This is a genomic window from Pseudomonas sp. MS01C9 (genome assembly GCF_058202755.1).
Window position 1 is genome coordinate 4,678,935 of sequence record NZ_CM177073.1, and the last position, 21,670, is coordinate 4,700,604.

The 21,670-nt window shown below is 63.2% G+C and carries 20 protein-coding genes and 1 pseudogene; 7 read left to right on the forward strand and 14 right to left on the reverse strand.

Features of this window, described 5'->3' with window-relative positions:
- Positions 1-79: 79 nt before the first annotated feature.
- Positions 80-394, reverse strand: a pseudogene (locus AC1M7R_RS21360) (phage infection protein); the annotation flags it as partial.
- Positions 395-592: 198 nt separating this feature from the next.
- Here AC1M7R_RS21360 and AC1M7R_RS21365 point away from each other — a divergent pair.
- A complete protein-coding gene (locus tag AC1M7R_RS21365; RefSeq protein ID WP_072394160.1) occupies positions 593-1,219 on the forward strand; it encodes a glutathione S-transferase family protein in 627 nt (208 codons plus the stop codon).
- 41 nt (positions 1,220-1,260) lie between these two features.
- Here the strand turns inward: AC1M7R_RS21365 and AC1M7R_RS21370 are convergent, their stop codons facing one another.
- From AC1M7R_RS21370 to AC1M7R_RS21390, 5 genes are all read right to left on the reverse strand, one after another.
- On the reverse strand, positions 1,261-1,797 hold the full coding sequence (locus AC1M7R_RS21370) for a PqiC family protein (protein WP_490609901.1): 537 nt from the start codon (positions 1,795-1,797) through the stop codon (positions 1,261-1,263).
- A 17-nt stretch (positions 1,798-1,814) separates the two neighbouring features.
- A complete protein-coding gene (locus AC1M7R_RS21375; protein ID WP_490609902.1) occupies positions 1,815-3,473 on the reverse strand; it encodes a PqiB family protein in 1,659 nt (552 codons plus the stop codon).
- On the reverse strand, positions 3,454-4,083 hold the full coding sequence (locus AC1M7R_RS21380) for a paraquat-inducible protein A (RefSeq protein ID WP_072394169.1): 630 nt from the start codon (positions 4,081-4,083) through the stop codon (positions 3,454-3,456). Before AC1M7R_RS21380 ends, AC1M7R_RS21375 begins: the two co-directional genes overlap by 20 nt.
- 26 nt (positions 4,084-4,109) lie before the next feature.
- On the reverse strand, positions 4,110-4,706 hold the full coding sequence (locus tag AC1M7R_RS21385) for a paraquat-inducible protein A (protein ID WP_072394182.1): 597 nt from the start codon (positions 4,704-4,706) through the stop codon (positions 4,110-4,112).
- A 69-nt stretch (positions 4,707-4,775) separates the two neighbouring features.
- On the reverse strand, positions 4,776-5,216 hold the full coding sequence (locus AC1M7R_RS21390; protein ID WP_053154498.1) for a CBS domain-containing protein: 441 nt from the start codon (positions 5,214-5,216) through the stop codon (positions 4,776-4,778).
- Between the two features lie 242 nt (positions 5,217-5,458).
- Between AC1M7R_RS21390 and AC1M7R_RS21395 the strand changes: the two genes are divergently transcribed.
- Positions 5,459-7,822 (forward strand): DNA polymerase II, encoded by a 2,364-nt coding sequence (locus tag AC1M7R_RS21395; RefSeq protein ID WP_072394184.1) that lies wholly within the window; start codon positions 5,459-5,461, stop codon positions 7,820-7,822.
- 44 nt (positions 7,823-7,866) lie between these two features.
- Here the strand turns inward: AC1M7R_RS21395 and AC1M7R_RS21400 are convergent, their stop codons facing one another.
- The 6 genes from AC1M7R_RS21400 to AC1M7R_RS21425 form a co-directional block, all read right to left on the reverse strand.
- Positions 7,867-9,375 (reverse strand): tripartite tricarboxylate transporter permease, encoded by a 1,509-nt coding sequence (locus AC1M7R_RS21400; protein WP_072394187.1) that lies wholly within the window; start codon positions 9,373-9,375, stop codon positions 7,867-7,869.
- A 23-nt stretch (positions 9,376-9,398) separates the two neighbouring features.
- Entirely contained in the window at positions 9,399-9,890 is a 492-nt protein-coding gene (locus AC1M7R_RS21405) for a tripartite tricarboxylate transporter TctB family protein (RefSeq protein ID WP_072394190.1), read from the reverse strand.
- Position 9,891: 1 nt separating this feature from the next.
- On the reverse strand, positions 9,892-10,863 hold the full coding sequence (locus tag AC1M7R_RS21410; RefSeq protein WP_072394194.1) for a Bug family tripartite tricarboxylate transporter substrate binding protein: 972 nt from the start codon (positions 10,861-10,863) through the stop codon (positions 9,892-9,894).
- A 97-nt stretch (positions 10,864-10,960) separates the two neighbouring features.
- On the reverse strand, positions 10,961-11,899 hold the full coding sequence (locus AC1M7R_RS21415; protein WP_490609903.1) for an AEC family transporter: 939 nt from the start codon (positions 11,897-11,899) through the stop codon (positions 10,961-10,963).
- 90 nt (positions 11,900-11,989) lie between these two features.
- Positions 11,990-12,811 (reverse strand): aldo/keto reductase, encoded by an 822-nt coding sequence (locus tag AC1M7R_RS21420; RefSeq protein ID WP_072394200.1) that lies wholly within the window; start codon positions 12,809-12,811, stop codon positions 11,990-11,992.
- Between the two features lie 152 nt (positions 12,812-12,963).
- The gene (locus AC1M7R_RS21425) at positions 12,964-14,115 is read right to left on the reverse strand and encodes an aldose epimerase family protein (protein WP_072430419.1); all 1,152 of its coding nucleotides are present in this window, start codon (positions 14,113-14,115) and stop codon (positions 12,964-12,966) included.
- A gap of 315 nt (positions 14,116-14,430) precedes the next feature.
- Here AC1M7R_RS21425 and AC1M7R_RS21430 point away from each other — a divergent pair, with 315 nt between their 5' ends.
- The 3 genes from AC1M7R_RS21430 (at position 14,431) to AC1M7R_RS21440 (ending at position 16,841) form a co-directional block, all read left to right on the forward strand.
- Positions 14,431-15,156, forward strand: coding sequence for a hypothetical protein (locus AC1M7R_RS21430; RefSeq protein WP_231991149.1), 726 nt, complete (start codon positions 14,431-14,433; stop codon positions 15,154-15,156).
- A gap of 102 nt (positions 15,157-15,258) precedes the next feature.
- Positions 15,259-16,044 carry a sulfite exporter TauE/SafE family protein gene (locus AC1M7R_RS21435; protein ID WP_072430421.1) on the forward strand — a complete coding sequence of 262 codons (786 nt, stop codon included), beginning with the start codon at positions 15,259-15,261 and terminating at the stop codon, positions 16,042-16,044.
- Positions 16,045-16,301: 257 nt separating this feature from the next.
- Positions 16,302-16,841 (forward strand): DUF4174 domain-containing protein, encoded by a 540-nt coding sequence (locus AC1M7R_RS21440; RefSeq protein WP_490609904.1) that lies wholly within the window; start codon positions 16,302-16,304, stop codon positions 16,839-16,841.
- Between the two features lie 175 nt (positions 16,842-17,016).
- Here AC1M7R_RS21440 and ampC read toward each other — a convergent pair whose 3' ends face one another.
- Positions 17,017-18,165, reverse strand: coding sequence for a class C beta-lactamase (gene ampC / locus AC1M7R_RS21445; RefSeq protein ID WP_083526333.1), 1,149 nt, complete (start codon positions 18,163-18,165; stop codon positions 17,017-17,019).
- 272 nt (positions 18,166-18,437) lie between these two features.
- Between ampC and AC1M7R_RS21450 the strand changes: the two genes are divergently transcribed.
- Positions 18,438-19,316: a Dyp-type peroxidase gene (locus AC1M7R_RS21450; protein ID WP_072394216.1), complete on the forward strand. Its 879-nt coding sequence runs from the start codon at positions 18,438-18,440 to the stop codon at positions 19,314-19,316.
- Between the two features lie 76 nt (positions 19,317-19,392).
- Positions 19,393-20,139, forward strand: a complete 747-nt coding sequence (locus tag AC1M7R_RS21455; protein ID WP_072394219.1) for an SDR family oxidoreductase — start codon at positions 19,393-19,395, stop codon at positions 20,137-20,139.
- Positions 20,140-20,202: 63 nt separating this feature from the next.
- Here the strand turns inward: AC1M7R_RS21455 and mapR are convergent, their stop codons facing one another.
- Positions 20,203-21,612, reverse strand: a complete 1,410-nt coding sequence (mapR, locus tag AC1M7R_RS21460) for a GntR family transcriptional regulator MpaR (protein ID WP_076407203.1) — start codon at positions 21,610-21,612, stop codon at positions 20,203-20,205.
- Positions 21,613-21,670: the final 58 nt, after the last annotated feature.

Sequence of the window (21,670 nt, forward strand, 5' to 3'; positions counted from 1 at the left end):
TGCATCCATGAAAAAGCCCGGTGATCGGACCGGGCTTCCATTGAGACACTGACGGGCATTACGGGGAACCGACAAGTCATACGCGGTTTTCGATCAGGCGGTCGGAGCCACCTTCGGCGACGCGGTTTTCGATCAGGCGGTCGGAGCCACCTTCGGCGACGCGGTTTTCGATCAGGCGGTCGGAGCCACCTTCGGCGACGCGGTTTTCGATCAGGCGGTCGGAGCCACCTTCGGCGACGCGGTTCTCGATCAGGCGGTCGGAGCCACCTTCGGCGACGCGGTTTTCAATCAGTCGATCAGAGCCGCCTTCGGCAACGATCGGGTGGGAAGAGGCGGCGAATACGTTGGCTGCCAGGACCGAAAAAGCGAGGCTGAGGATGACTTGGCGTTTCATGATGGTGTGCTCCGGGGGTGCAGTGGGTTGGTGTGGAGCCATTGTTGCGCCGGGCAATCATCAAGAGAACTTCATTGACATGATGGTGAACATCGATGGCGGTGATACCTGGCGGGTGGATAGACAGGTCGTCCGCGAGGTGGAACATCCCGTGACCCGGAATGCTCTATCGACTGAACCCTTCCAGGAGGCAGGCTCATGTATCAGTTATTCGGCCACAGACAATCCGGTTCCTCGGCCGTGGAAGTCGCGTTGAACCTGTGTGGCGTGCCTTATCGGCGGATCGATGCCTATTCGACCGAAGACAACGAGGCGACAAAGCGACTCGAGGCGTTGAACCCACAGAAACAGGTGCCCACCCTGCAATTGCCGGATGGCTCGGTGCTGACCGAGGCTGCGGCGATTCTGATTCACCTGGGGCTGACCTTTGCGGACTCGAAGCTGCTGCCCCAGGAGCCGATGGCGCGTGCTCAAGCCATACGGGGCCTGGTCTATATCGCCGCCAATTGCTACACGCCCATTGGCATCATCGATTTCCCGCAGCGTTGGCTCACCGAAGCGGACGAGGCGACCCGGCAGCAATTGGTGACGGGCACCCGCCAACGCCTGTATCGCAACTGGGCGCTGTTTGCCGACCAGTTTGCGGCGCAGCCGTACTTCAGCGGTGCCGAGCCGGGGGCACTGGACATTCTTGCCGCAGTCATCACCAAGTGGGTCGGAACGCGGGAGGCCATGCGCGACATGCGACCTGAGTTCCATGGGGTACTTGAGCGCATCGACCAGCATCCGCGCATTGCGCCGGTACTGTCGTTGCACTGGCCGTAAGAAAGCAGGCTTGCGGCCCGGGAACCAGGCGCTTCATCCGCTCATGGGCAGGCTTGGAGGTTCACCGCCCGCACGACCAGGTCGACGAATTGGCGGACGTTGTTCTGGTGGGCAATCACCAGATCGTCGATGGTTTTTCCCGCAGGGGTCTGCAGGGAGCTGCGGCAGATGAGCGCAGGGTTCTCGTTGCCTGGGCTGCGCAAGCGCCATTGCACATCCATTCGAGCGTATTGGCCAGGAATCGAATCGAAGCGTTGCACGTCCACCCGCAGCAGTCCCTTGGGCGCGCCAGGGTTGCTCAACTGTTCCTCCAGGCTGCTGCGCAACTCGTCCGCCAGGCTGGCCCCCCACCATTCGGTTTCCAGGATCGCCAGCCCGCTGTTGCCCTGGCGAATGACCATCTGGGTGCGATCCACCTGGGGCGGAACGCTGACCTGTTCGAGGCGGATATCCACCTGGGCGTGCCGTTGGCTCATCGGCTGGGCCGGGCTCAGCGTGTGGTAATGAACCGGGTCGCTGCGACAGGCACCGAGCAGCAGCGCCACGGCAACCACGGTGAGTTTCAGCATCGACGGCATGGGGCGGGCTCCTGTAGTCATTCGTTCACCGGCAACCTGAGGTTCTGCGCCGGGGCATCCTTGGGACGGCCGCGCAGCAGCGATTCGGGGTTGCGGCTCAGGTAGTCGGACAGTTCACGCAGCGAGCGTGACATGCGCCCCAGGTCGTCCAGGGTCTGGGTCAGTTGCTCGCGTTGCGGCGAATCCTCGGCCAGGGTGGAGTTGGCCGATTGCAGGGTCTTGCTCACGTCCTGCAAGGTGTTCTGCACGCTTGGCAAGGTCTTGCTGTTGAACTGGGCCAGGCCTTTGCGCAGTTCCACCAGGTTGCCATCCAGGTTGCTGGCGATGCTTTCCAGCGGCAACTTGTCGATCCGTTCGACCACCGACTGCAGTTGTTCCTGCAATTGCTGCAGGCTGCCGGGGATGGTGGGGATGCGGATCGGACGGGCGGAAGGGTCGAACGCGACTTTTTCGGCCTTGGGGTAGAAATCCAGCGAGATGTACAACTGCCCGGTCAGCAAATTGCCGCTGCGGGCCTGGGCGCGCAGCCCTCGTTCGACGAAGCTGCCCATCAGGCGGGCTGATGCGGCTTCGTCCTCGGGGTTGTGATTGAGTGCCTTGAGCAGCTTCTCGTGGGCTTTGCCCAGGCGCTGGGGATAGATCACCACGCCGACGTTGATGGGAAAGCCGCGCTGCTTCTCGTCGAAATCCAGGTTGATGGCGACCACCCGGCCAACCTCCACGCCAAGGAATTCGACCGGCGCGTTGACCCGCAGGCCGCGCAGCGCCTGGTCGAAGCGCAGGGCCAGGTATTGTGGCTTGCCACTGGGCGGCGCCAGGGCGCTTTGCTGGTCGGCGAACAGCTCGAAGTTCTTGTTTTCGGCGGCCGGCGTATCGTTGGGGCTGTATTCGGGAGCCCTGAAGGCGATGCCTCCTACCAGCAATGCCGAGAGCGACTCGGTCCTGACGGCGAAGCCGTTGGCGCCCACGTTCAGGTCAACGCCGCTGACATTCCAGAACCGGGTGTTTTCGGTGACGTAGGCGTCGTTCGGCGCATTGATGAACACCTCGATGTCGACGCCCTTGCCTTCGGCGTCCAGGGCGTAGGACACCACCTGGCCCACCGGGATCTTGCGCAGGTACACCGGCGAGCCGATGTCCAGGGAACCGAGGTCCTGGGAGTGCAGGGTGAAACGCTTGCCCGGTTCGCCGTAGGTGATCGGTGGCGGTGCCTCCAGACCGATGAACGACTTGGCGCGCACTTTCGAATGACCCGCGTCGGCCCCGATGAAATCCCCGGACAGCAAGGTGTCTATCCCGGAAATGCCGCCCGCACCGATCCGCGGCCGTACGACCCAGAACACCGAGTCTTCGTGGGTGAAGGTCTCGGCTGTCTTGTTGAGCTTGACCGTGGCGGTGACATTTTTCTGGTCTTCACTCAGTTGCACATCGGTGACCTGGCCGATGACCACGTTGCGGTATTTCACCGGGGTCTTGTTGGCGGTCAGGCCTTCGCCGGTCTTGAAGGTGATGGTGATGGTCGGGCCTTCCTGCAGCCAGTTATGGACCACCAGCGATACCCCTACCAGCACTGCGATGATCGGCACGATCCAGACCAGCGACACCGACCAGCGTCGGGTGGTGACATGGCCGCGGCCCGGTGCCGGCGTCTGTCCGTCAGTGACTTGCGACTTCATCCATGGCCTCCTCGTTCGATGGGGTATCCCAGATCAGCCGCGGGTCGAAACTCATGGCCGACAGCATGGTAAACAGCACCACGAGGCCGAAGAACAGGATCCCCGGTCGCGGTTCGATATCGCTCAAGGCCTGGAACTTCACCAGCGCGGCCACCAACGCCACCACCAGCACATCGAGCATGGACCAGTAGCCGATGACTTCCACCAGGCGGTACAGCTTGGCCCGCTGCACCTGGGCCCAGTCGCTGCGTCGTTGCACGGTGACCAGCAGCAGCGTGAGCACCACGAACTTGATACCCGGCACGGCGATGCTGGCAATGAAGATGATCAGGGCAATGTCCCAGGCACCGCTGTGCCAGAACTCGATGACACCGCTGATGATCGTGCTGTCGGCACCGTCCCCGAGCATCCGGGTATTCATCACCGGCAGCATGTTGGCCGGAATATAGAACACCATCGCTGCCAGCATATAGGCCCAGGTGCGGGTGAGGGCGTCGGGTTTGCGTCGATGCAGGACGGCATCGCAACGCGGGCAGCGCTCGGGCTCGTCGCTCATGTCGCAGGCCAGGCCGCAGCCGTGGCACAGGCACAGGTTCAGGTCGGCCGCCATGGGCGGTGTCTGACGTGGTGCGCCGTTCACAGGCTGTCCCACAGGTCGCGGACATCGCGACCGGCGATCCGGATGATCAACAGGCTCAGGGCCGCCAGGGCGAACAGGCCGATGCCGGGTAACACATCCAGTATCCCGGCGAGCTTGATCACCGCCACCAGCGCACCCAGCAGGCAGACCTCGAGCATGCTCCATGGCCGCAAGGTTTCCAGGCCGCGCATGCACAGGTTGAAACCGGGCGCCCGTCGATTGGCATGGGCGTAGCCCAGTACCCAGAGCAAAAGCGCCAACTGGAAGGCCGGGGCGACGATGATCGCCACCGCCGTCACCAGGGCGATGAAGGCAATCGGTCCCTGGCTCAGGGCTACGATGGAGTCCCACAGGGTAGCGCTGTTGCTCAGGCCCTGGAGACGGATGCTCATCACTGGATAGATGTTGGCGAACGCCCACAGCACCGCCGCCGTGATGCTCAAGGCCAGGCGTTTTTCGACGGTCAGGCTGTTGTAGCGCTGGATCACCGCGCCACATCGCACGCACGAGGCTTTCTGGTGCGCGACGAGCACCACCGGCTCGTATACCGCATCGCAATGTTCGCAGATGATCAATCGCTGGGTATCGGCCATCGGGATGCTCGGCAGAAATTCTCTAGACTATAGATGGTCATCGAGCACGAGCAACCCGCAAGGCCGAAGTCATTCGCCGCGAATGTACTGTTCCAGCTGGCGAATCAGATCGGCCTGTTCGGCAATGGCTTCCTTGACCAGGTCGCCGATGGAGAGCAGGCCGACGAGCTTGCCATCCTCCACCACCGGCAAGTGCCGCAGGTGCTTCTCGGTCATGATGCTCAGGCAGGTCTCGACGTTCTGGTGCGGGTCGATGGTGATCACGGGCGACACCATGATCTCGCTCACCCGGGTGCCCACCGATGAGCGGCCATGCAGGACCATTTTGCGCGCATAGTCGCGCTCGCTGATGATGCCCAGCACTTCGTCGTTCTTCACCACCAGCAAGGCGCCGACATTCTTTTCGGCCATGCGCATCAGGGCCTGCAACACCATGTCGTCCGGGGAGACGGTGTGTACTTGCTGGTTCTTCTCGTCTTTCATCCGGAGCAACTGTGCGACGGTTTTCATGGCGGGCCTCGGGTGTTGTTCTTGTGCGGGTAATGGGGTTCGGAAAAGTTGCGCGGGCACTTTTCGTTCAGTGCTTAAAGAATCGTAGACCCAACGACGCAGAGCAAGCGATAAAGCGGCGGCCAATCGTCCAAAAGCGTCATGGCCGGTGAATTCGCCTGTCCTTGCGCCATTGTGGCGAGGGGATAAATCCCCTCGCCACAGGTAGAATCCGGCTACACGCATGATTCGAGGTTGCAGCGGTGGATTTACAGCAGGGCTTCGTCCTGACCCGGCATTGGCGCGATACCCCGGCCGGCACCGAAGTCGAGTTCTGGCTGGCGACCGACGCCGGCCCCCGGCGCGTGCGCCTGGCGATGCAGCCGTCGGTGGCGTTCGTGCCGCAGGTCCAGGGGGGGCAGGCGCAAGCGCTGCTGCAGGGAGAGAAGGACGTCGAATTGCGCCCCCTCGATCTGCTGGATTTCGAGCATCGCCCGGTGCTGGGCCTGTATTGCCGGCAACACGCCCAGTTGATGCGGCTCGATACCACCCTGCGTCGTGCCGGCGTGGAGGTGTTCGAGGCCGACATCCGGCCGCCGGAGCGCTACCTGATGGAGCGCTTCATCACCGCGCCGGTCTGGTTCGGCGGCACGCCGAGTGCCGACGGCCTGCTGCTCGATGCGCAGATGAAGCCGGCCGCGCAATACCGTCCCACCTTGCGCCTGGTGTCCCTGGACATCGAAACCACCGCCCAGGGCGAGCTCTATTCCATCGCGCTGCAAGGCTGCGGCGAACGACAGGTGTACATGCTCGGCCCGCCCAATGGCGATGACAGTGGCGTGGACTTCCAGCTTGAATACTGCGAGTCCCGCACGCTGCTGCTCAAGAGGCTCAATGACTGGTTCGCTCGCTTCGACCCCGACGCGATCATCGGCTGGAACCTGGTGCAGTTCGATCTGCGTGTGTTGCATGAGCATGCCCGGCGGCTGGCCGTGCCGTTGCGCCTGGGGCGAGGCGGGGAAGAGATGCAATGGCGCGAACACGGTGCGCGCAACAATCACTTCTTTGCCTCGGCGGCCGGACGACTGATCATCGACGGCATCGAGTCCCTGCGTTCGGCGACCTGGAGTTTCCCCTCGTTCAGCCTGGAAAATGTCGCCCAGACGCTGTTGGGGGAGGGCAAGTCCATCGATAACCCCTATCAGCGCATGGACGAGATCAATCGCATGTTCGCCGAGGACAAACCGGCCCTGGCCCGCTACAACCTCAAGGACTGCGAGCTGGTGACGCGGATTTTCGCCAGGACCGAACTGCTCAAGTTCCTGCTGGAGCGCGCCAGCGTCACCGGCCTGCCGGCGGATCGCAGCGGCGGTTCGGTGGCGGCCTTCACGCACTTGTACATGCCGCTGATGCACCGCCAGGGGTTCGTTGCGCCGAATCTTGGCCAGCGTCCGCCCGAGGCCAGTCCGGGCGGCTTCGTGATGGATTCCCAGCCGGGACTCTATGAGTCGGTCCTGGTGCTGGACTACAAGAGCCTGTATCCGTCGATCATCCGCACCTTCCTCATCGACCCGGTGGGCTTGATCGAAGGCCTGCGCCACCCCGACGATAGCGAGTCGGTCCCGGGCTTTCGCGGCGCCCGGTTCTCGCGCACCCGCCATTGCCTGCCGTCCATCGTGGCGCGGGTCGCCGAAGGCCGGGAAACCGCCAAGCGCGAACACAACGCGCCGTTGTCCCAGGCCTTGAAGATCATCATGAACGCTTTCTACGGGGTGCTCGGTTCCAGTGGCTGTCGCTTCTTCGATCCGCGGCTGGCCTCGTCCATTACCTTGCGCGGCCACCAGATCATGCAGCAGACCCGGCAGTTGATCGAAGCCCGAGGGCATGTGGTGATCTACGGTGATACCGATTCCACCTTCGTCTGGCTGCGCCGTGCCCACGATCAGGAGGAGGCGACCAGCATCGGCCGGGAACTGGTGGCCTACGTCAACCAGTGGTGGCAAGCGCATGTGCGTGAGACGTTCGGCCTGGAGAGTGCGCTGGAGCTGCAGTTCGAAACCCATTTCAAGCGTTTCCTCATGCCCACGATCCGCGGGGCCGAGGAGGGCAGCAAGAAACGCTACGCCGGTCTGGTGACCCGCGCCGACGGCAGCGACGAGATCGTCTACAAGGGGCTGGAGGCCGTGCGCACCGACTGGTCGCCCCTGGCCCGGCAATTCCAGCAAGAGTTGTACGAGCGGATTTTCCACCGCAAGCCGTATCAGGACTACGTGCGCGATTATGTCCAGCGCACGCTGGCCGGGGCGTTCGATGACCGGCTGGTCTACCGCAAGCGCCTGCGCCGCCCCCTGGACGACTACGAGCGCAATGTCCCGCCCCACGTTCGGGCCGCCCGCATCGCCGACGAGTACAACGAGCGCCAGGGCCGTCCGCGGCAATACCAGAGTGGCGGCTGGATCAGCTATGTCATCACCGTTGCCGGTCCCGAGCCCCTGGAGACCCGTAGCGCGCCCATCGATTACGACCACTACGTGACCAAGCAACTGCAACCGGTGGCGGATGCGATCCTGCCGTTCGTGGGGGATGACTTCATGACCCTGGTGGGCGGGCAGATGGGGCTGTTCTGAGCAGACTGCCCGGACGATGCGGATTCGCGAATCGACACGACATCTCAGTCGTCCTCATGCAAGCGGATGCCGCGCATGTGCAGCAAGTGAGGTACCGCCAGTACCAACAGGGTCAGGGCAAGGAAGGTGGCCGAAATGGGTTGAGTCAGGAACACCGTCCAGTCGCCCTGGCTGATGGACAGCGCGTTGCGCAGCTGTTTCTCGGCCATCGGCCCCAGCAGCATGCCGACGATGACCGGCGCCACGGGAAAATCGAAACGCCGCATCAGCACCCCGCCCCAACCGATCGCCAGCATCAGCAGCAGGTCGAACGAGGAATGACGCATGCCGTACACGCCGATGGAGGCGAATACCAGGATGCCCGCGTTGAGATAAGGCCGGGGAATCTGCAACAGCTTGACCCACAGCCCCACCAGGGGAAGGTTGAGCACCAGCAGGATCAGGTTGCCGATGTACAGCGACGCCACCAGCGTCCAGACCAGCTCACCGGACGTCTGGAACAGCATCGGGCCCGGTTGCAGGTTGTAGTTCTGGAACGCTGCCAGCAATATCGCCGCGGTGGCCGAGGTGGGGATGCCCAGCGTCAGCAGGGGAACCAGCGAACCCGTGGCGCTGGCGTTGTTGGCCGCTTCGGGGCCGGCCACGCCCTCGATGGCGCCCTGGCCCTTGCTGGCGGCGAAATCCTGCGGATGCTTGCTCAACTTGCGTTCCGCCGAATAGGACAGGAAGGTAGGGATTTCCGCGCCCCCGGCCGGGATGGAACCAAAGGGAAAGCCGATCAGGGTTCCCCTGATCCAGGCGGGGACGGAGCGTTTCCAGTCGGCCCGGGTCATCCACAACGATGTCATGCGGTGCCGCCCTGCGGACTCTTCCTGTTGATAGAGCAGGCTGTACAAGGCTTCGGCCACGGCGAACAGGCCAACCGCCACCAGGACCACTTCGATGCCATCGACCAGTTCGGGCACGCCCAGGGTGTAGCGGGCGATGCCTGAGGTCGAGTCCAGGCCGATCAGGCCGATGGTCAGGCCGATGCCCAGCGACGCGAAACCTCGCAGCATCGACGCACCCAGGACCGCCGATACCGTGGTGAACGACAGCACCAGGATGGCGAAATACTCCGCCGGCCCGAATCTCAGCGCCAGGGTTGCCACGACGGGGGCGAACAGGGTCAGCAACACGGTGGCGACGGTCCCGGCGAAGAACGAGCCGATGGCGGCCGTGGCCAGGGCGGGCCCCGCGCGCCCGTTGCGGGCCATGAGGTTGCCCTCCAGGGCGGTGATCATGGAGGACGACTCCCCCGGGGTATTGAGCAGGATGGAGGTGGTCGAGCCGCCGAACTGGGCGCCGTAGTAGATCCCGGCGAACATGATCAAGGCCCCGGTAGGGTCGACCTTGGCGGTAATCGGCAACAGCAGGGCCACCGTCAGCGCCGGTCCGATACCTGGCAGCACGCCGATGGCCGTGCCCAGCAGGCAGCCGATGAAACCCCATGCCAGGTTGACCGGGTCCAGCGCCGAAGCGAAACCCGAGGCCAGGCTCAAGAGAATATCCACGGCGTTATCTCCTTCGACTCAGGTCAGATCCAGGCATTGACGAGGGGAGGCAGCGCGACCCCCAGCCCGGTGTTGAACAGCCAGTAGATCGGCAAGGTCAGGGCGATGCCGATGGCCAGGTCGCGCAAGGGATGCCGGCTGCCGAACCCACGGGCGGCGCAGGCGAACAGCAGGGCGGCGGCCAGTACGAAGCCGATGACATCGATGAGCAGCGCGATGGCCAGGATGCCGGCGGTCACCCAGGCCGCTCCCGGCTTTGCGCCGACCCGCGCACCGCTGGCCTTGCTGTCTGTCGACAGGTCACGAAAGCCCCCGGTGATCGCCTGGTAGCTCAGCAGCACCCCCACGCCGCCCAGGAAGGCGGCGACGGCGCAGGGATAGACGTGGGCCCCGAGGATGACGAAGCCCATTTCGGGGGGAAATCGCAAGGCGCCGATGGCCAGGACCGAGCCAATGGCAATCACGCCGAGGCCGATTGCCAGTTGAGCCGGCACAATCCCGTTCGGACGAGCCATGTCAGAGCAGCCCGACCTTGACCAGCATGGCGCGCAGGCGGGCATGCTCCTCATCGACGAATTTGCCGAATTCGTCGCCGGTCAGAATGCTCTGGGTCCAGGCGTTGGCCTTGATGTTCTCCTGCCAGATATTGCTGTGGGTGGCGGCCATGACCGCGTCGGTCACTTCCTGGCGCTGTGCCGGCGTCAGGTTTGCCGCGCCGTAGACACCGCGCCAGTTACCGATGACCACGTCATAGCCGTTCTCCTTGAGGGTGGGGGCATCGATGCCTTCGACGCGGTTGGGGGCGCCAATGGCCAGCAAGCGGAACTGCTTGGACTGCACGTACTTGGCCAGCTCGGCGTACCCGCCGGTGATCACCGTGATATGTCCGCCCAAGGTGGCGGCAACCACTTCGCCGCCACCGGCGTAGGCGACGTAGTTCACCTGGTTGACCGGGACGTCCATCTTGCCGGCCAGTTCCGCGATGCCGATGTGGTCGATGGAGCCCTTGGAGCCGCCGCCCCACTTGATGCTGGAAGGGTTGGCCTTGAAGTCCTTGAGCAGGTCTGCGAGGTTTTTGTAGGGCGAGTCCTGGCGGACGGCAAGCACGTTGTACTCCGTGAACAGCCGGGCGATGGGGGTCACATCCTTGAGGGTGATCTGGGGCTTGTTCTGCTCCACGGCCGTGACCATGATCGCGCCCACCACCAGCAGGGCGTTGGGGTCACCCTTGCTGCCGTTGGCGAACTGCGCCAGGCCCAGGGTGCCACCGGCGCCCCCCTTGTTTTCGAAGGTGACGGATTTGGCGCTTTTGGCCTCGACCAGGGCCTTGCCGAGAATCCGTGCGGTCTGGTCGTAGCCCCCGCCCACGGAGCCAGGGGCCATGAACTTGACGGTGTCCAGCGCAAGGGCCGGTGTGGCGAGCGTGGTGACGCCAAGGGCTGCGGCAATGCAGATGCAACGGCTGAATCGACGGACTGTCGTGAACATGAATTTCTCCCCAGACTATTGTTTTTGTGAGTACCGGTAAGTCCAGCCTAGCAGCGCCGCCGGATTTCGGAGGGGAGTCATGAAACCTGTTGCGAAGTCAGCCGTTGCCTGTCACCCAGGGCGAAAGGGTGAGCACCGCGACCGGCAGGGCAAGGGCGGCGATCAGTGTCTGGCCGGCGATGATGCCGGCCATCAATGGGGCATCACCGCCCATTTGCCGGGCCATGATGTAGGACGAGGAGGCGGTCGGCAGCGACTGGAACAGCAACACGGCAATCGCTGCGTCGCCCTGCAGGCCAACCAGGCGGCACGCGATCAGGGTCACGGCCGGCATGATGATGAATTTGGTGAACGAGGACATGCCGATGGGCTTGAGCCAGGCCCGGGCCGTTTTCAGTTCCAGGGCGGCCCCGACACACAGCAGGCCCAGCGGCAGCGAGGCCTGGCCGAGCGCCTTGAGCACGGCGTCCGCTCCCGGCGGGAGCCCCGTACCGGTGCCTTGCAGAAGGGTGCCCGCCGCGCACGCCAGTATCAGCGGGTTCGTCGCCAACTGCCTGGCCACCCGCTTCAGCGGTAGCCGTCCGCCTGGGCCAAAACGGGCGAAGATCAGTACGCAGAGGATATTCACCGTCGGTACGATCGCCGCATTCGCCACCGCCGCCAAGGCAATGCCCGAGGTGCCGAACAAACCTGCCGCCGCAGAGACGCCGACATAGTTGTTGAAGCGCACGCCACCCTGGAACACCGAGGTAAAGGCCGCGTCAGTGCCTTGGAACAGGCGCCGCGAACCCGCCAGCAGCATCGCTACCGTGACAGTCGACATCACCAGCGCCACGAACATCTCGCGTACCGGCACCTCGCTCAGTTGAGCGGTGGCAAGGCCATGGACGAACAGCGATGGCAACAAGACGTAGTAACCCAGGCGTTCGGCCTGCGGCCAGAAACTGTCGGCCAGGAAGCCCGATTGCCTGAGCCAGGCCCCCAGGGCGATCAACAGTGCGATGGGAAACAGGGCGAGCAGCAACGCTAACGTCATCTTGCATCCACCGGTCAGTCAGGAAAAGGAACAGGTGCGGTGATGTTCCTTCGAAAGAGGATCAATGAAAATTGCGTCCAGAGCCTGGCTTCAAACCATCGCCAGCCGTTGCTTGCCTCGGGGTTGCGCAAAGATCAGGTCGAGGGCGGCGAAGTCCTGGGGTTCGAGCCTCAGGTTCGCCGCTTCGGCATTCAGGCGCACGTGTTCCGATTGCACGGCCTTGGGGATGGCGATGACGTTGTCCTGGCGCAGTAACCAGGCCAGGGCAACCTGGGCCGGGGTTGCCCCATGACGCTCGGCGATCTGCGCCAGGGTGTGGTCCTTGAGCAGACGTCCGCCCTGGCCGACCGGGCAGTACGCCATGATCGGCATGGATGATCGCTGGCACCAGGGCAGCAGGTCGTATTCGATGCCGCGTTCTTGCAGGTTGTACAGCACTTGATTGGTGGCGCAGGCAGGGGAGGCCAGTTCCTCAAGGTCCGCGACGTCGAAGTTCGATACGCCCCAGCGGCCGATCTTGCCTTCCTCGCGCAGGCGTTCGAAGGCCTCGACGGTCTCTTCCAGTGGATACTGGCCGCGCCAGTGCAGCAGGTAGAGGTCGATGTAGTCGGTGTCGAGCCGCCGCAGGCTGCGTTCGCAGGCGAGGGGGATCCCCTTGCGGCTGGCGTTGTGTGGGTAGACCTTGCTCACCAGGAACACCTGGTCCCGCAGGCCGGTGATCGCTTCGCCCACCACCGTCTCGGCGCCACCCTCGGCATACATTTCCGCTGTGTCGATCAGGGTCATGCCCAGCTCGATGCCCAGGCGCAGGGCCGCGACCTCCTTCTTGTGCTGGGACGGCTCCTCTCCCATGCGCCAGGTGCCTTGGCCGATGACGGGTACCGACACGCCAGCCAACTCCAGAGTCTTCATGCCTGTCTCCTATGTGCTTGAACATCAGACGTGTGGCAGCAGGATAGACCAAGTGTTCTGGTGGATCGACGGGAGGCCTGCGCCATTCCCTTTCGCAGCGAGACTCGCCCCCACACGCCAGGCGGCGGATGTGGGAGCGATCGGGGGGCGGCTTACTTGGCGGAGAACTTCAGCACCATGGTCTGGGTGTAGGTCTGGCCCGGATCGAGCCGTGTCGAAGGGAAATTCGGCTGGTTGGGCGAGTCGGGGAAGTGCTGGGTTTCCAGGGTAAACGCGCCCCAATGCGGGTAGGTCTTGCCTTGCTTGCCCTTGACCGTGCCGTCGAGGAAGTTGCTGGTGTAGAACTGTACGCCAGGCTCGGTGGTATAGAGCTGCAGGCGCCGTCCCGATTGCGGGTCGTAGACATCGGCGGCCGGTTTGCTCACATCACCCTTGGCGTCCAGGACCCAGTTGAAGTCGAAGCCACCCTGTTTCGGTTCGGCGAACTTGAGCTGTGGATGGTCAGCCTTGATATGGGTGCCGATGGCGATGGGCTTGGTGAAGTCCATCGGGGTGCCTGCCACGGGGGCCATTTCACCGGTAGGGATGAGCTTGCCGGTCACGGGCGTGTAATGGCTGGCGTGGAGTGTCGCCACCTGTTTGAGGATGTCGCCGTTTCCGGCCCCGGCGAGGTTGAAGTAGCTGTGGTTGGTCAGGTTCAGCACCGTGGGCTTGTCGGTGGTGGCCTGGTAGTCGATACGCAGTTCGTTCTGTTCGTTGAGGCTGTAGGTGACGTCGGTCTTCAGCGCGCCGGGGAAGCCCATCTCGCCATCGGCCGACAGGTACGTGAGGGTCACCCCCACCGAATCCTTGCCGTCATGGGGCACGGCCTTCCACACTCGTTTGTCGAAGCCTTGCGGCCCGCCGTGCAGGGAATTGCCATGGTCGTTCTGCGGTACCTGGTAACGCTTGCCGTCCAGCTCGAAGGCGCCATCGGCCAGGCGGTTGCCGAAGCGGCCGATGGTGGCGCCGAAATACACGCTGCCGTTTTTCTGATAACCCTGGACGTCGTCGAAACCGAGTACCACGTCGGCGGCCTTGCCGTTTTTGTCCGGTACGACCAGCGACTGGAGTATTGCGCCGTAGGTGATCACGGTGGCTTGCATGCCATGGCTGTTGCGCAGCACATACTTCTCGACCGGAGAGCCATCATCGGTCTTGCCGAACGGGCCGTGTTCATTGGTCAGGCCTGCGGCCTGGGAAGCAGGGGTGGCGATCATCAGAGCGACTCCGAGGGCCGTGAGCAAATGTCTGGATTCAAGCATGGTGAGACCTTCCTGTGGTTTTGTTGTTGTTTTGAACGCGTCGAGTCCGTTACTGGTCGGACAGCGCTGAAGGTTTTTCTGTTCAGTAGTCTTTCTATTTGCGTGCTGCGAGAGGATTTATAGCCATTAACCAGGATTTTTCAATTAAAAAGTAAGACTAATTAGGTGCGCGCAGCTTTCCTCGTACTGAGCTGATTTCGCCGGGCACCGCACTTTTATGATTTTTGCCGCTCTATCCATGGCCAGGAAGCGGCGAGCCCCACCGCCTCCCCATGCCCAGATCGAGATTCGATGGCCGGTGTTTTTTGCCCACTGATGGTCTTGCGACGTTGCTGCCCGGCGCTTCTGGTCGGTGCGCTGGCGTTGTCCAATGTCGGTTGCAGTCATCAGCAGGGGCAGGACATGGTCACGCAGTTCAGCAACACCAAGCCCCAGGAGTTTCTGCAGACCAGCGTCGATCGCATGGCGACGCTGGCAATGCATGACAACCTGCAAAGTCTGTATCTGCTGATGAACAAGCTGTACCTGCGCAACCCTGAAGAATTGCGCAAGTCCGGCTTCCTTGACGCACGCAGCGCGGAAAAGCAGGTGCGCATGGCCATCGAGCAACAGCAGCCATTGCCGACCCTGGGTGGAAAGAAGGACCTGGCGGCCTTGAGCTATGCCATGAGCCCCGAGTTTCTCGGCGACCGGGTCGGCGCCTTCATCTACGCCATCGGCAGCATGCTGGTGACGGCCCATGGCAATCGGCTCGAGTTCTACATGACCGACACCATTGACCCGCGCTTTGTCAGCAACGCGGCGCGCAACATCGAAAAAGCCACCTGGCTGTTGAGCCAGCGGCAGGATAAAGATGGCAAATTGTTGCTGTTTTCCAACGAGATCTCGGAGGAGGGCAGCAACCTGAGTTTCGCTGTGGAGTTCGGGAAAATCGTCGCGCGCCTGGATTTGCTGACCCAAATGCTGGACGAGCGGTACCGGCGTATCGGCCTCAACTATGCCCAGAGCCTGCTGTTCCTCAATTTCCTACCGGTTCAATAGGTAGAAAAGGCATAAAGATAGATCACATCGATATAGGGGGTTATAAGAAAAATCGCTATGCTCGCGGCCAGATTTTTCACGCGGTTGCGCTGAGACGGGTTGATGGATTTCGGTAATGTCGGTTTAGTCGTAGCGGGCCTGGTGGTCGGCTTCATCGTCGGAATGACCGGCGTGGGTGGCGGTTCGCTGATGACCCCCATCCTGCTGTGGTTTGGTATCAACCCTGCGACTGCGGTGGGGACGGATCTGCTTTATGCGGCCATCACCAAGTCTGGCGGCGTCCTGGTTCACGCCAGGAACCGCAACATCGATTGGGCCATCACGGGCTGGCTGACGTTGGGCAGCGTGCCAGCGGTGGGCCTGACCCTGTGGTTTCTCAGCACCCTGCACAGTTCTCCCGATGCGATGAATGCGATCATCAAGCAGGCCCTTGGGTTCGTACTGTTCGCCACGGCCCTGGCGATTCTGTTCAAGAAGCGCCTGCTGCAATTCGCCCATGACCGCGCGGGCGGCCATTACAATCCCACCGGCTCGCGACTCAACCTGCTGACAGTCGTCACCGGCGTGGTGCTGGGCACGATGGTCGCGTTGACCTCCATCGGTGCCGGCGCCCTGGGTACCGTTGCCTTGTTCGTGCTTTACCCGTTCCTGGTGACCAGGCGCCTGGTGGGCACCGAAATCGCCCACGCCGTGCCACTGACCCTCGTCGCCGGCCTCGGCCATGCGAGCATGGGCAACATGGACTGGCACATCCTGGGCTTCCTGCTGGTTGGCTCGTTGCCCGGCATCTACCTTGGCAGTCATCTGTCGGGACGCATTTCCGACGAGCTGCTGCGCCCGTGCCTGGCGGTGATGCTGGCAATGATCGGGTTCAAACTGGCGTTCTGATCCGCCACCTGACCCAGGCGCAGCACCCTCGACCCTTTTCGGTGGGCGCGCCTCGACCGTGAAAGCCGCTGCACATCCAGCATCTTCGCCGACTGGCCCACGACTTCAGTGGGCAAGATCGCTCTGGTATCCCGGTTGCGCAATGGACCCGCTGGCCTAAGCTTCAAGGCAGACAGGCGCAGTATCGGGGGACTCTCTCGCGGAACATTCGCCGCCCTGTGCAATCAGTACAGCGTGAATATCAAAAGGAGAGGCGCATGCTCATTCGGTCGTTGACCTTCGCTACCTTGCTGGCCTTCGCCGGCCCTTTGTTCGCCGCCGATGGCGACTCGCCCCTGATGGCGGAGACAGGCAAAACCCGCCCGCTGATCGTCATCGCTCCCAGCACCGTCGACCCGACCTGGGTCAGCCTGAAAAAGGCCCTGGAGGAACCGGCAGGCAAGCAAGGCTTTTCCGAGCGCAACATGGTGCTTTACACCGTGCTCAACACAATAGGGCAGCGGGACGGCAAGGACCTGGACCCGCAGAGCACCATGGCCTTGATCCGTTCTCTGAAGTTGGGGGCCGGCGCCCAGACCAAGGTCATCCTGGTGGGCAAGGATGGGGAAAAGAAGCTTGAACATTCCGGGGCGATCGAGCTGAAAGACATCTTCGACACCGTCGACAAGCTGCCCGCGACCGAAAAGCAAGCCACGCCTCCCGCTCCACCTCCCGTCACCGAAGCCGCCCCGGCCAAGGATGCCAAAGCCACCAAGCCGGCCAAGGCAACGAAGGCGCCGAAGCCGCTGGAGGACTGATTTTCCGCTAGGCCGACCGCCCTTGTGGCGAAGGGATTTATCCCCGCTGGGCTGCACAGCAGCCCTGCCGAGCGGCCACCCCGATCTGCTTGATACACCAGGTTGCCAGAATTCCAGGGCCGCTGCGCGCCCCAGCGGGGTAAATCCCCTCGACACAGGTAACTCGTGGCCCTCGTTATTGGCTGTCCAGTGCCGTCAGGATCCTATGGGCGACTTTCACCCGTTCCTCGATGGGATAATTCTTGTTCGCCAGCAGCACGATGCCCATGTCCCTGCCCGGTACGAACGCCACGTAGGCGCCAAAGCCTCCCGTGGAACCGGTCTTGTTGATCCAGGCATTGTCCGGTGCGGGGCGAGGCGGTTGGAGCAACGTCGCCTTCTGCGGGGTGAGGGCCATCTGGGGAGAATTGCCGGCCAGCAGTTGCTCCAGGCTGACCGGGTAAGGGTAGAACTCCCAGCCCAGGCCCTGGGTCATACCTCCAACCTGGTAGAAACCGGTGTGGGTGGTGCCGATGGCCTGCTGCAGATCGGCGCCGAGTTTTTCCGGGTGCAGGTTGGCCTCGACGAAACGAATCAGGTCCGACGAACTGATCTTCACGCCATACGCTTCGGAATCCAGCGCGCCGGGCCCGACCCGGACAGGCTTGCCATCCTTCGCATATCCCTGGGCGTATCGGCCCGACTGTTGCGCGGGTACATGCAGATAACCATGCTTGAGGCCCAGCGCCGGCATCAGCACCTTCTCCATCGCCTCATCGAATGGCTGACCCAGGCTGCGGGCCGCCAGATAGCCGAACAGGCCGATGCTCGGGTTCGAATAGAGCCGCTGGGTACCGGCCGGGTAGAGTTGTTTCCAGGTCTTGAAATACCCGAACATCCGGTCCGGGCGGTCTGCATCGTCGGGAAACTGCAATGGCAACCCACCGGGTGTGTAGGTCGCGAGGTTGAGCAGGCTGGCATGTTCCAGGGCGCTGCCTTGCAGCTCCGGGGCATGGCGCCCGGCCGGGTCCGCCAGGGACAGCTTGCCCCGGGCCTGGGCATAGGCGCCAAGGGTCGCGGTGAAGGTCTTGCTGACCGAGCCGATTTCGAAGAGGGTCTGGTCGGTGACCGTCGCTTTCGTGTCCTTCGAGGCGACCCCGTAATTGAAGAAATGACGTTTGCCATCCTGGGTGATCGCCACCGCCATGCCGGCGATGTCCTGCTGTTTCATCAAGGGCTGGATAACCGCATTGACCGTGTCTTCGAGGCGTTCCTGGGCAAAGCCCTGGGGGACTGCGCCGATCAGCAGGAAAGTGCCGGCGAGTATCGATTTGGCCATTTGCATGTTCGACCGTTCTCCATGGGGGCGAGGGTTCAGCCGCTCTGCGTACGGCAGCCCGGTGCGTGACGCACTTTGGGGGGGCGGTCAATCTAGGAAGTTTTTGGCTGCCGGGCAACCGGAGACTTGCTTGCCAGGCGAAGATCCGAGCCATCCGACGAAGTTGCAAGAGTGGTCCTACAGCAAACCTGTGTCGCCAGGGCGCGTCCGCGAGCCCACGCAACCACCACAAACCCACGGCCGCCGGGTAAACTCGCAGTCTTTCTAAAGGAGTCCACATGAGCTACTACCAGCCCGGCATTCTCGCCACCCCTGTCCCGCCTCAGGCTCGTCATTTGTTCTTCGCCCTGGAATCGGTCGAGGCGCTGCCGGCTGCGATCGATCGGTTGTCGCTGCAACTGGATGGCCGCGCGGTGATCGGCTTCGGCGAGTCGCTGGTCCAGGCGCTGGGTGCGCAGGTCGAAGGCTTGCGGGCGTTTCCTGCCCTGGCCGGCGTGGGCGTGGACAACCCATCGACCCAGCATGCCCTGTGGTGCTGGCTGCACGGCGAAGACCGCGGCGAATTGCTGCATCGCAGTCGCGCCATCGAAGCGGCGCTGGCCCCGGCGTTGCGCCTTGTGCAGATGAACGAAACCTTCCGCCACATGAGCGGCCATGACCTGACCGGCTACGAAGACGGCACCGAGAACCCCCATGACGAAGCCGCCGTTGCCGCGGCCCTGGTCCAGGGCGTCGATGGCGTGCGCGGCGGCAGTTTCGCCGCGATCCAGCAATGGCAGCATGATCTGGACGGTTTTGCCGCGATGCAGCCCCATGAGCGTGACAACATCATGGGACGCCGCCTGAGCGACAACGAGGAACTCGATGACGCGCCGGAGTCGGCCCACGTCAAACGCACCGCCCAGGAAAGCTTCACCCCGCAGGCGTTCGTCGTGCGTCGCTCCATGCCGTGGATCGAAGGCGATCGTGCCGGCCTGATGTTCCTGGCCTTCGGCTTTTCCCTCGACGCTTTCGAGGCGCAATTGCGCCGCATGAGCGGCCTGGAAGACGGCATCACCGATGGGCTGTATCGCATGAGCCGGCCGATCACCGGCGGCTACTACTGGTGCCCGCCGCTGCTGGACGGACACCTGGATCTGCGGGCGCTGGCCCGCTAAGCGGAGCGCTTTGTGCAAAAGCGTGCCTGAACGTTATTCTTGGGCCGGACGTCTATCCGGGGAACGGGAGAGCAAAGTGGATAAAGTCATCGTCATCACCGGTGGTGGCCGCGGTATCGGCGCGGCCACGGCGCTGCTGGCTGCCGAGCAGGGGTATCGGATCTGCATCAACTACCAGGCCGATGAGAACGCCGCACAGGACGTGCTCGAACAGGTCCGCGCCAAGGGCGCCCAGGCGATCGCCGTGCGGGCCGATGTCAGTATCGAGGACGAGGTGGTCGGCCTGTTCAACCGGGTCGACGCCGAACTGGGGCGGGTGACGGCCCTGGTGAACAATGCCGGCACGGTGGCCCACAAGTCCCGGCTCGATGAAATGTCCGAGTTCCGCCTTCTCAAGATCATGAAGACCAATGTGCTGGGGCCGATTCTCTGCGCCAAGCACGCGGTGCTGCGCATGTCGCCCCGGCACGGCGGGCAGGGCGGGAGTATCGTGAATGTCTCCTCGGTGGCGGCCCGCCTGGGTTCGCCCAACGAATATGTCGACTACGCCGCCTCCAAGGGCGCCCTGGACACGTTCACCATCGGTCTGTCCAAGGAAGTGGCCGGCGAGGGGATCCGCGTCAATGCGGTTCGCCCCGGTTATATCTATACCGATTTCCACGCCCTGAGCGGCGACCCGGACCGGGTCAGCAAGCTGGAATCGGCCATTCCCATGGCCCGGGGCGGTCGTCCGGACGAAGTGGCGGAAGCGATCATCTGGTTGCTGTCGGACAAGGCTTCGTATGCGACCGGGACGTTCGTGGAGCTGGGAGGCGGGCGCTGAGTGTCGTCAGTACCGACTCCATCGCAATCACGCTCGCGGTGAGGCTGGTACGGACCACCCGTCTCAGAACGAACGGATGATCCGCCCCAGCGTCTCCATGGCCTTCTCCGACGCCTCGTTCCAGGGGCTGCCATAGTTCAACCGAATGCAGTTCCTGAACCGCTGGGTCGGTGAAAAGATCGGGCCCGGTGCGATGCTGATGCCCTGGGCCAGGGCCATCTGGAACAGTTTCAGCGAGTCTGTCAGCTCCGGCAGTTCAAGCCAGAGGAAGTAGCCTCCCGTTGGCTGGCTGACGCGGGTCTGTGGGGGGAAGTAGCGGGCGATGGCGGCGAGCATCGCGCGTTGCTGTTCTTCCAGGGCGTAGCGCAGTTTGCGCAGGTGCCGGTCGTAGCCGCCGTGTTGCAGGTAGTCGGCGATAGCGGCCTGGGCCGGCATCGAGGCGCACAGTGACGTCATGAGTTTCAACCGCTCGATTTTCTGCGCGTAGCGTCCGGCGGCGACCCAGCCGATGCGATAGCCTGGCGCCAGGCTCTTGGCAAACGAACCGCAATGCATCACCAACCCTTCGGTGTCGAAGGCCTTGGCCGGTTTTGGAGCCTGCTGGCCGTAATAGAGTTCGGCGTAGACGTCGTCCTCGATCAAGGGCACCTGATGGCGACTGAGCAACGCTACCAGCGCCTTTTTCCGCTCCTCGGGCATCGTCGCGCCCATGGGGTTCTGGAAACTGGTCATGCACCAGCAGGCCTTGACCGGATGACGCTCCAGAGTCTGTTCAAGGACTTCCAGATCGATACCGTCGCGTGGGTGTACCGGGATTTCCACGGCCTTGAGCTTGAGTCGCTCCAGCACCTGCAGGCTGGCGTAGAACGCCGGCGCCTCGATGGCCACCAGGTCGCCGGGTTCGGTCACGGCTTGCAGGCACAGGTTCAAGGCTTCCAGGGCGCCGTTGGTGACCAGCAATTCCTCCATGGGCAGCATCAGCCCGCCGACCATGTAGCGCAGGGCGATCTGCCGGCGCAGTTGCGGATTGCCAGGCGACATGTCCGTGACCACCACCCGCGGGTCCATGTCCCGCGTGGCGCTGGACAGCGAGCGGGACAGGCGTTGCAGCGGGAATAGCGTCGGGCTGGGAAACGCCGAGCCGAAGGCGATGGTGGCCGGGTCCTTGATCGAATCCAGGACCGAGAATACCAGCTCGCTGACGTCGACTTCGGTCGACTCATGGACCTGGCTGCTGATCACGGGCTCTGAAAACGGGCTCGGCGCAAGGTTGTTGACGAAGTAGCCGGAGCGCGGCCGGGCCCGGATCATGCCGCGTCGCTCCAGCAGGTAATAGGCCTGGAACACCGTGGACGGACTGACCCCATAGGTCTGGCTGGCATACCGTACCGACGGCACGCGCTGCCCTGGCCCGAGCATGCCGGAGCGGATCAGTTCGGCGATGTCGTCGGCGAATTTCTCGTAGCGTTTCATTTTCGGTCCAGTCATGAACGATTCGGGGCCATGGATGATCGGCGTTTCAGTCTCGTGT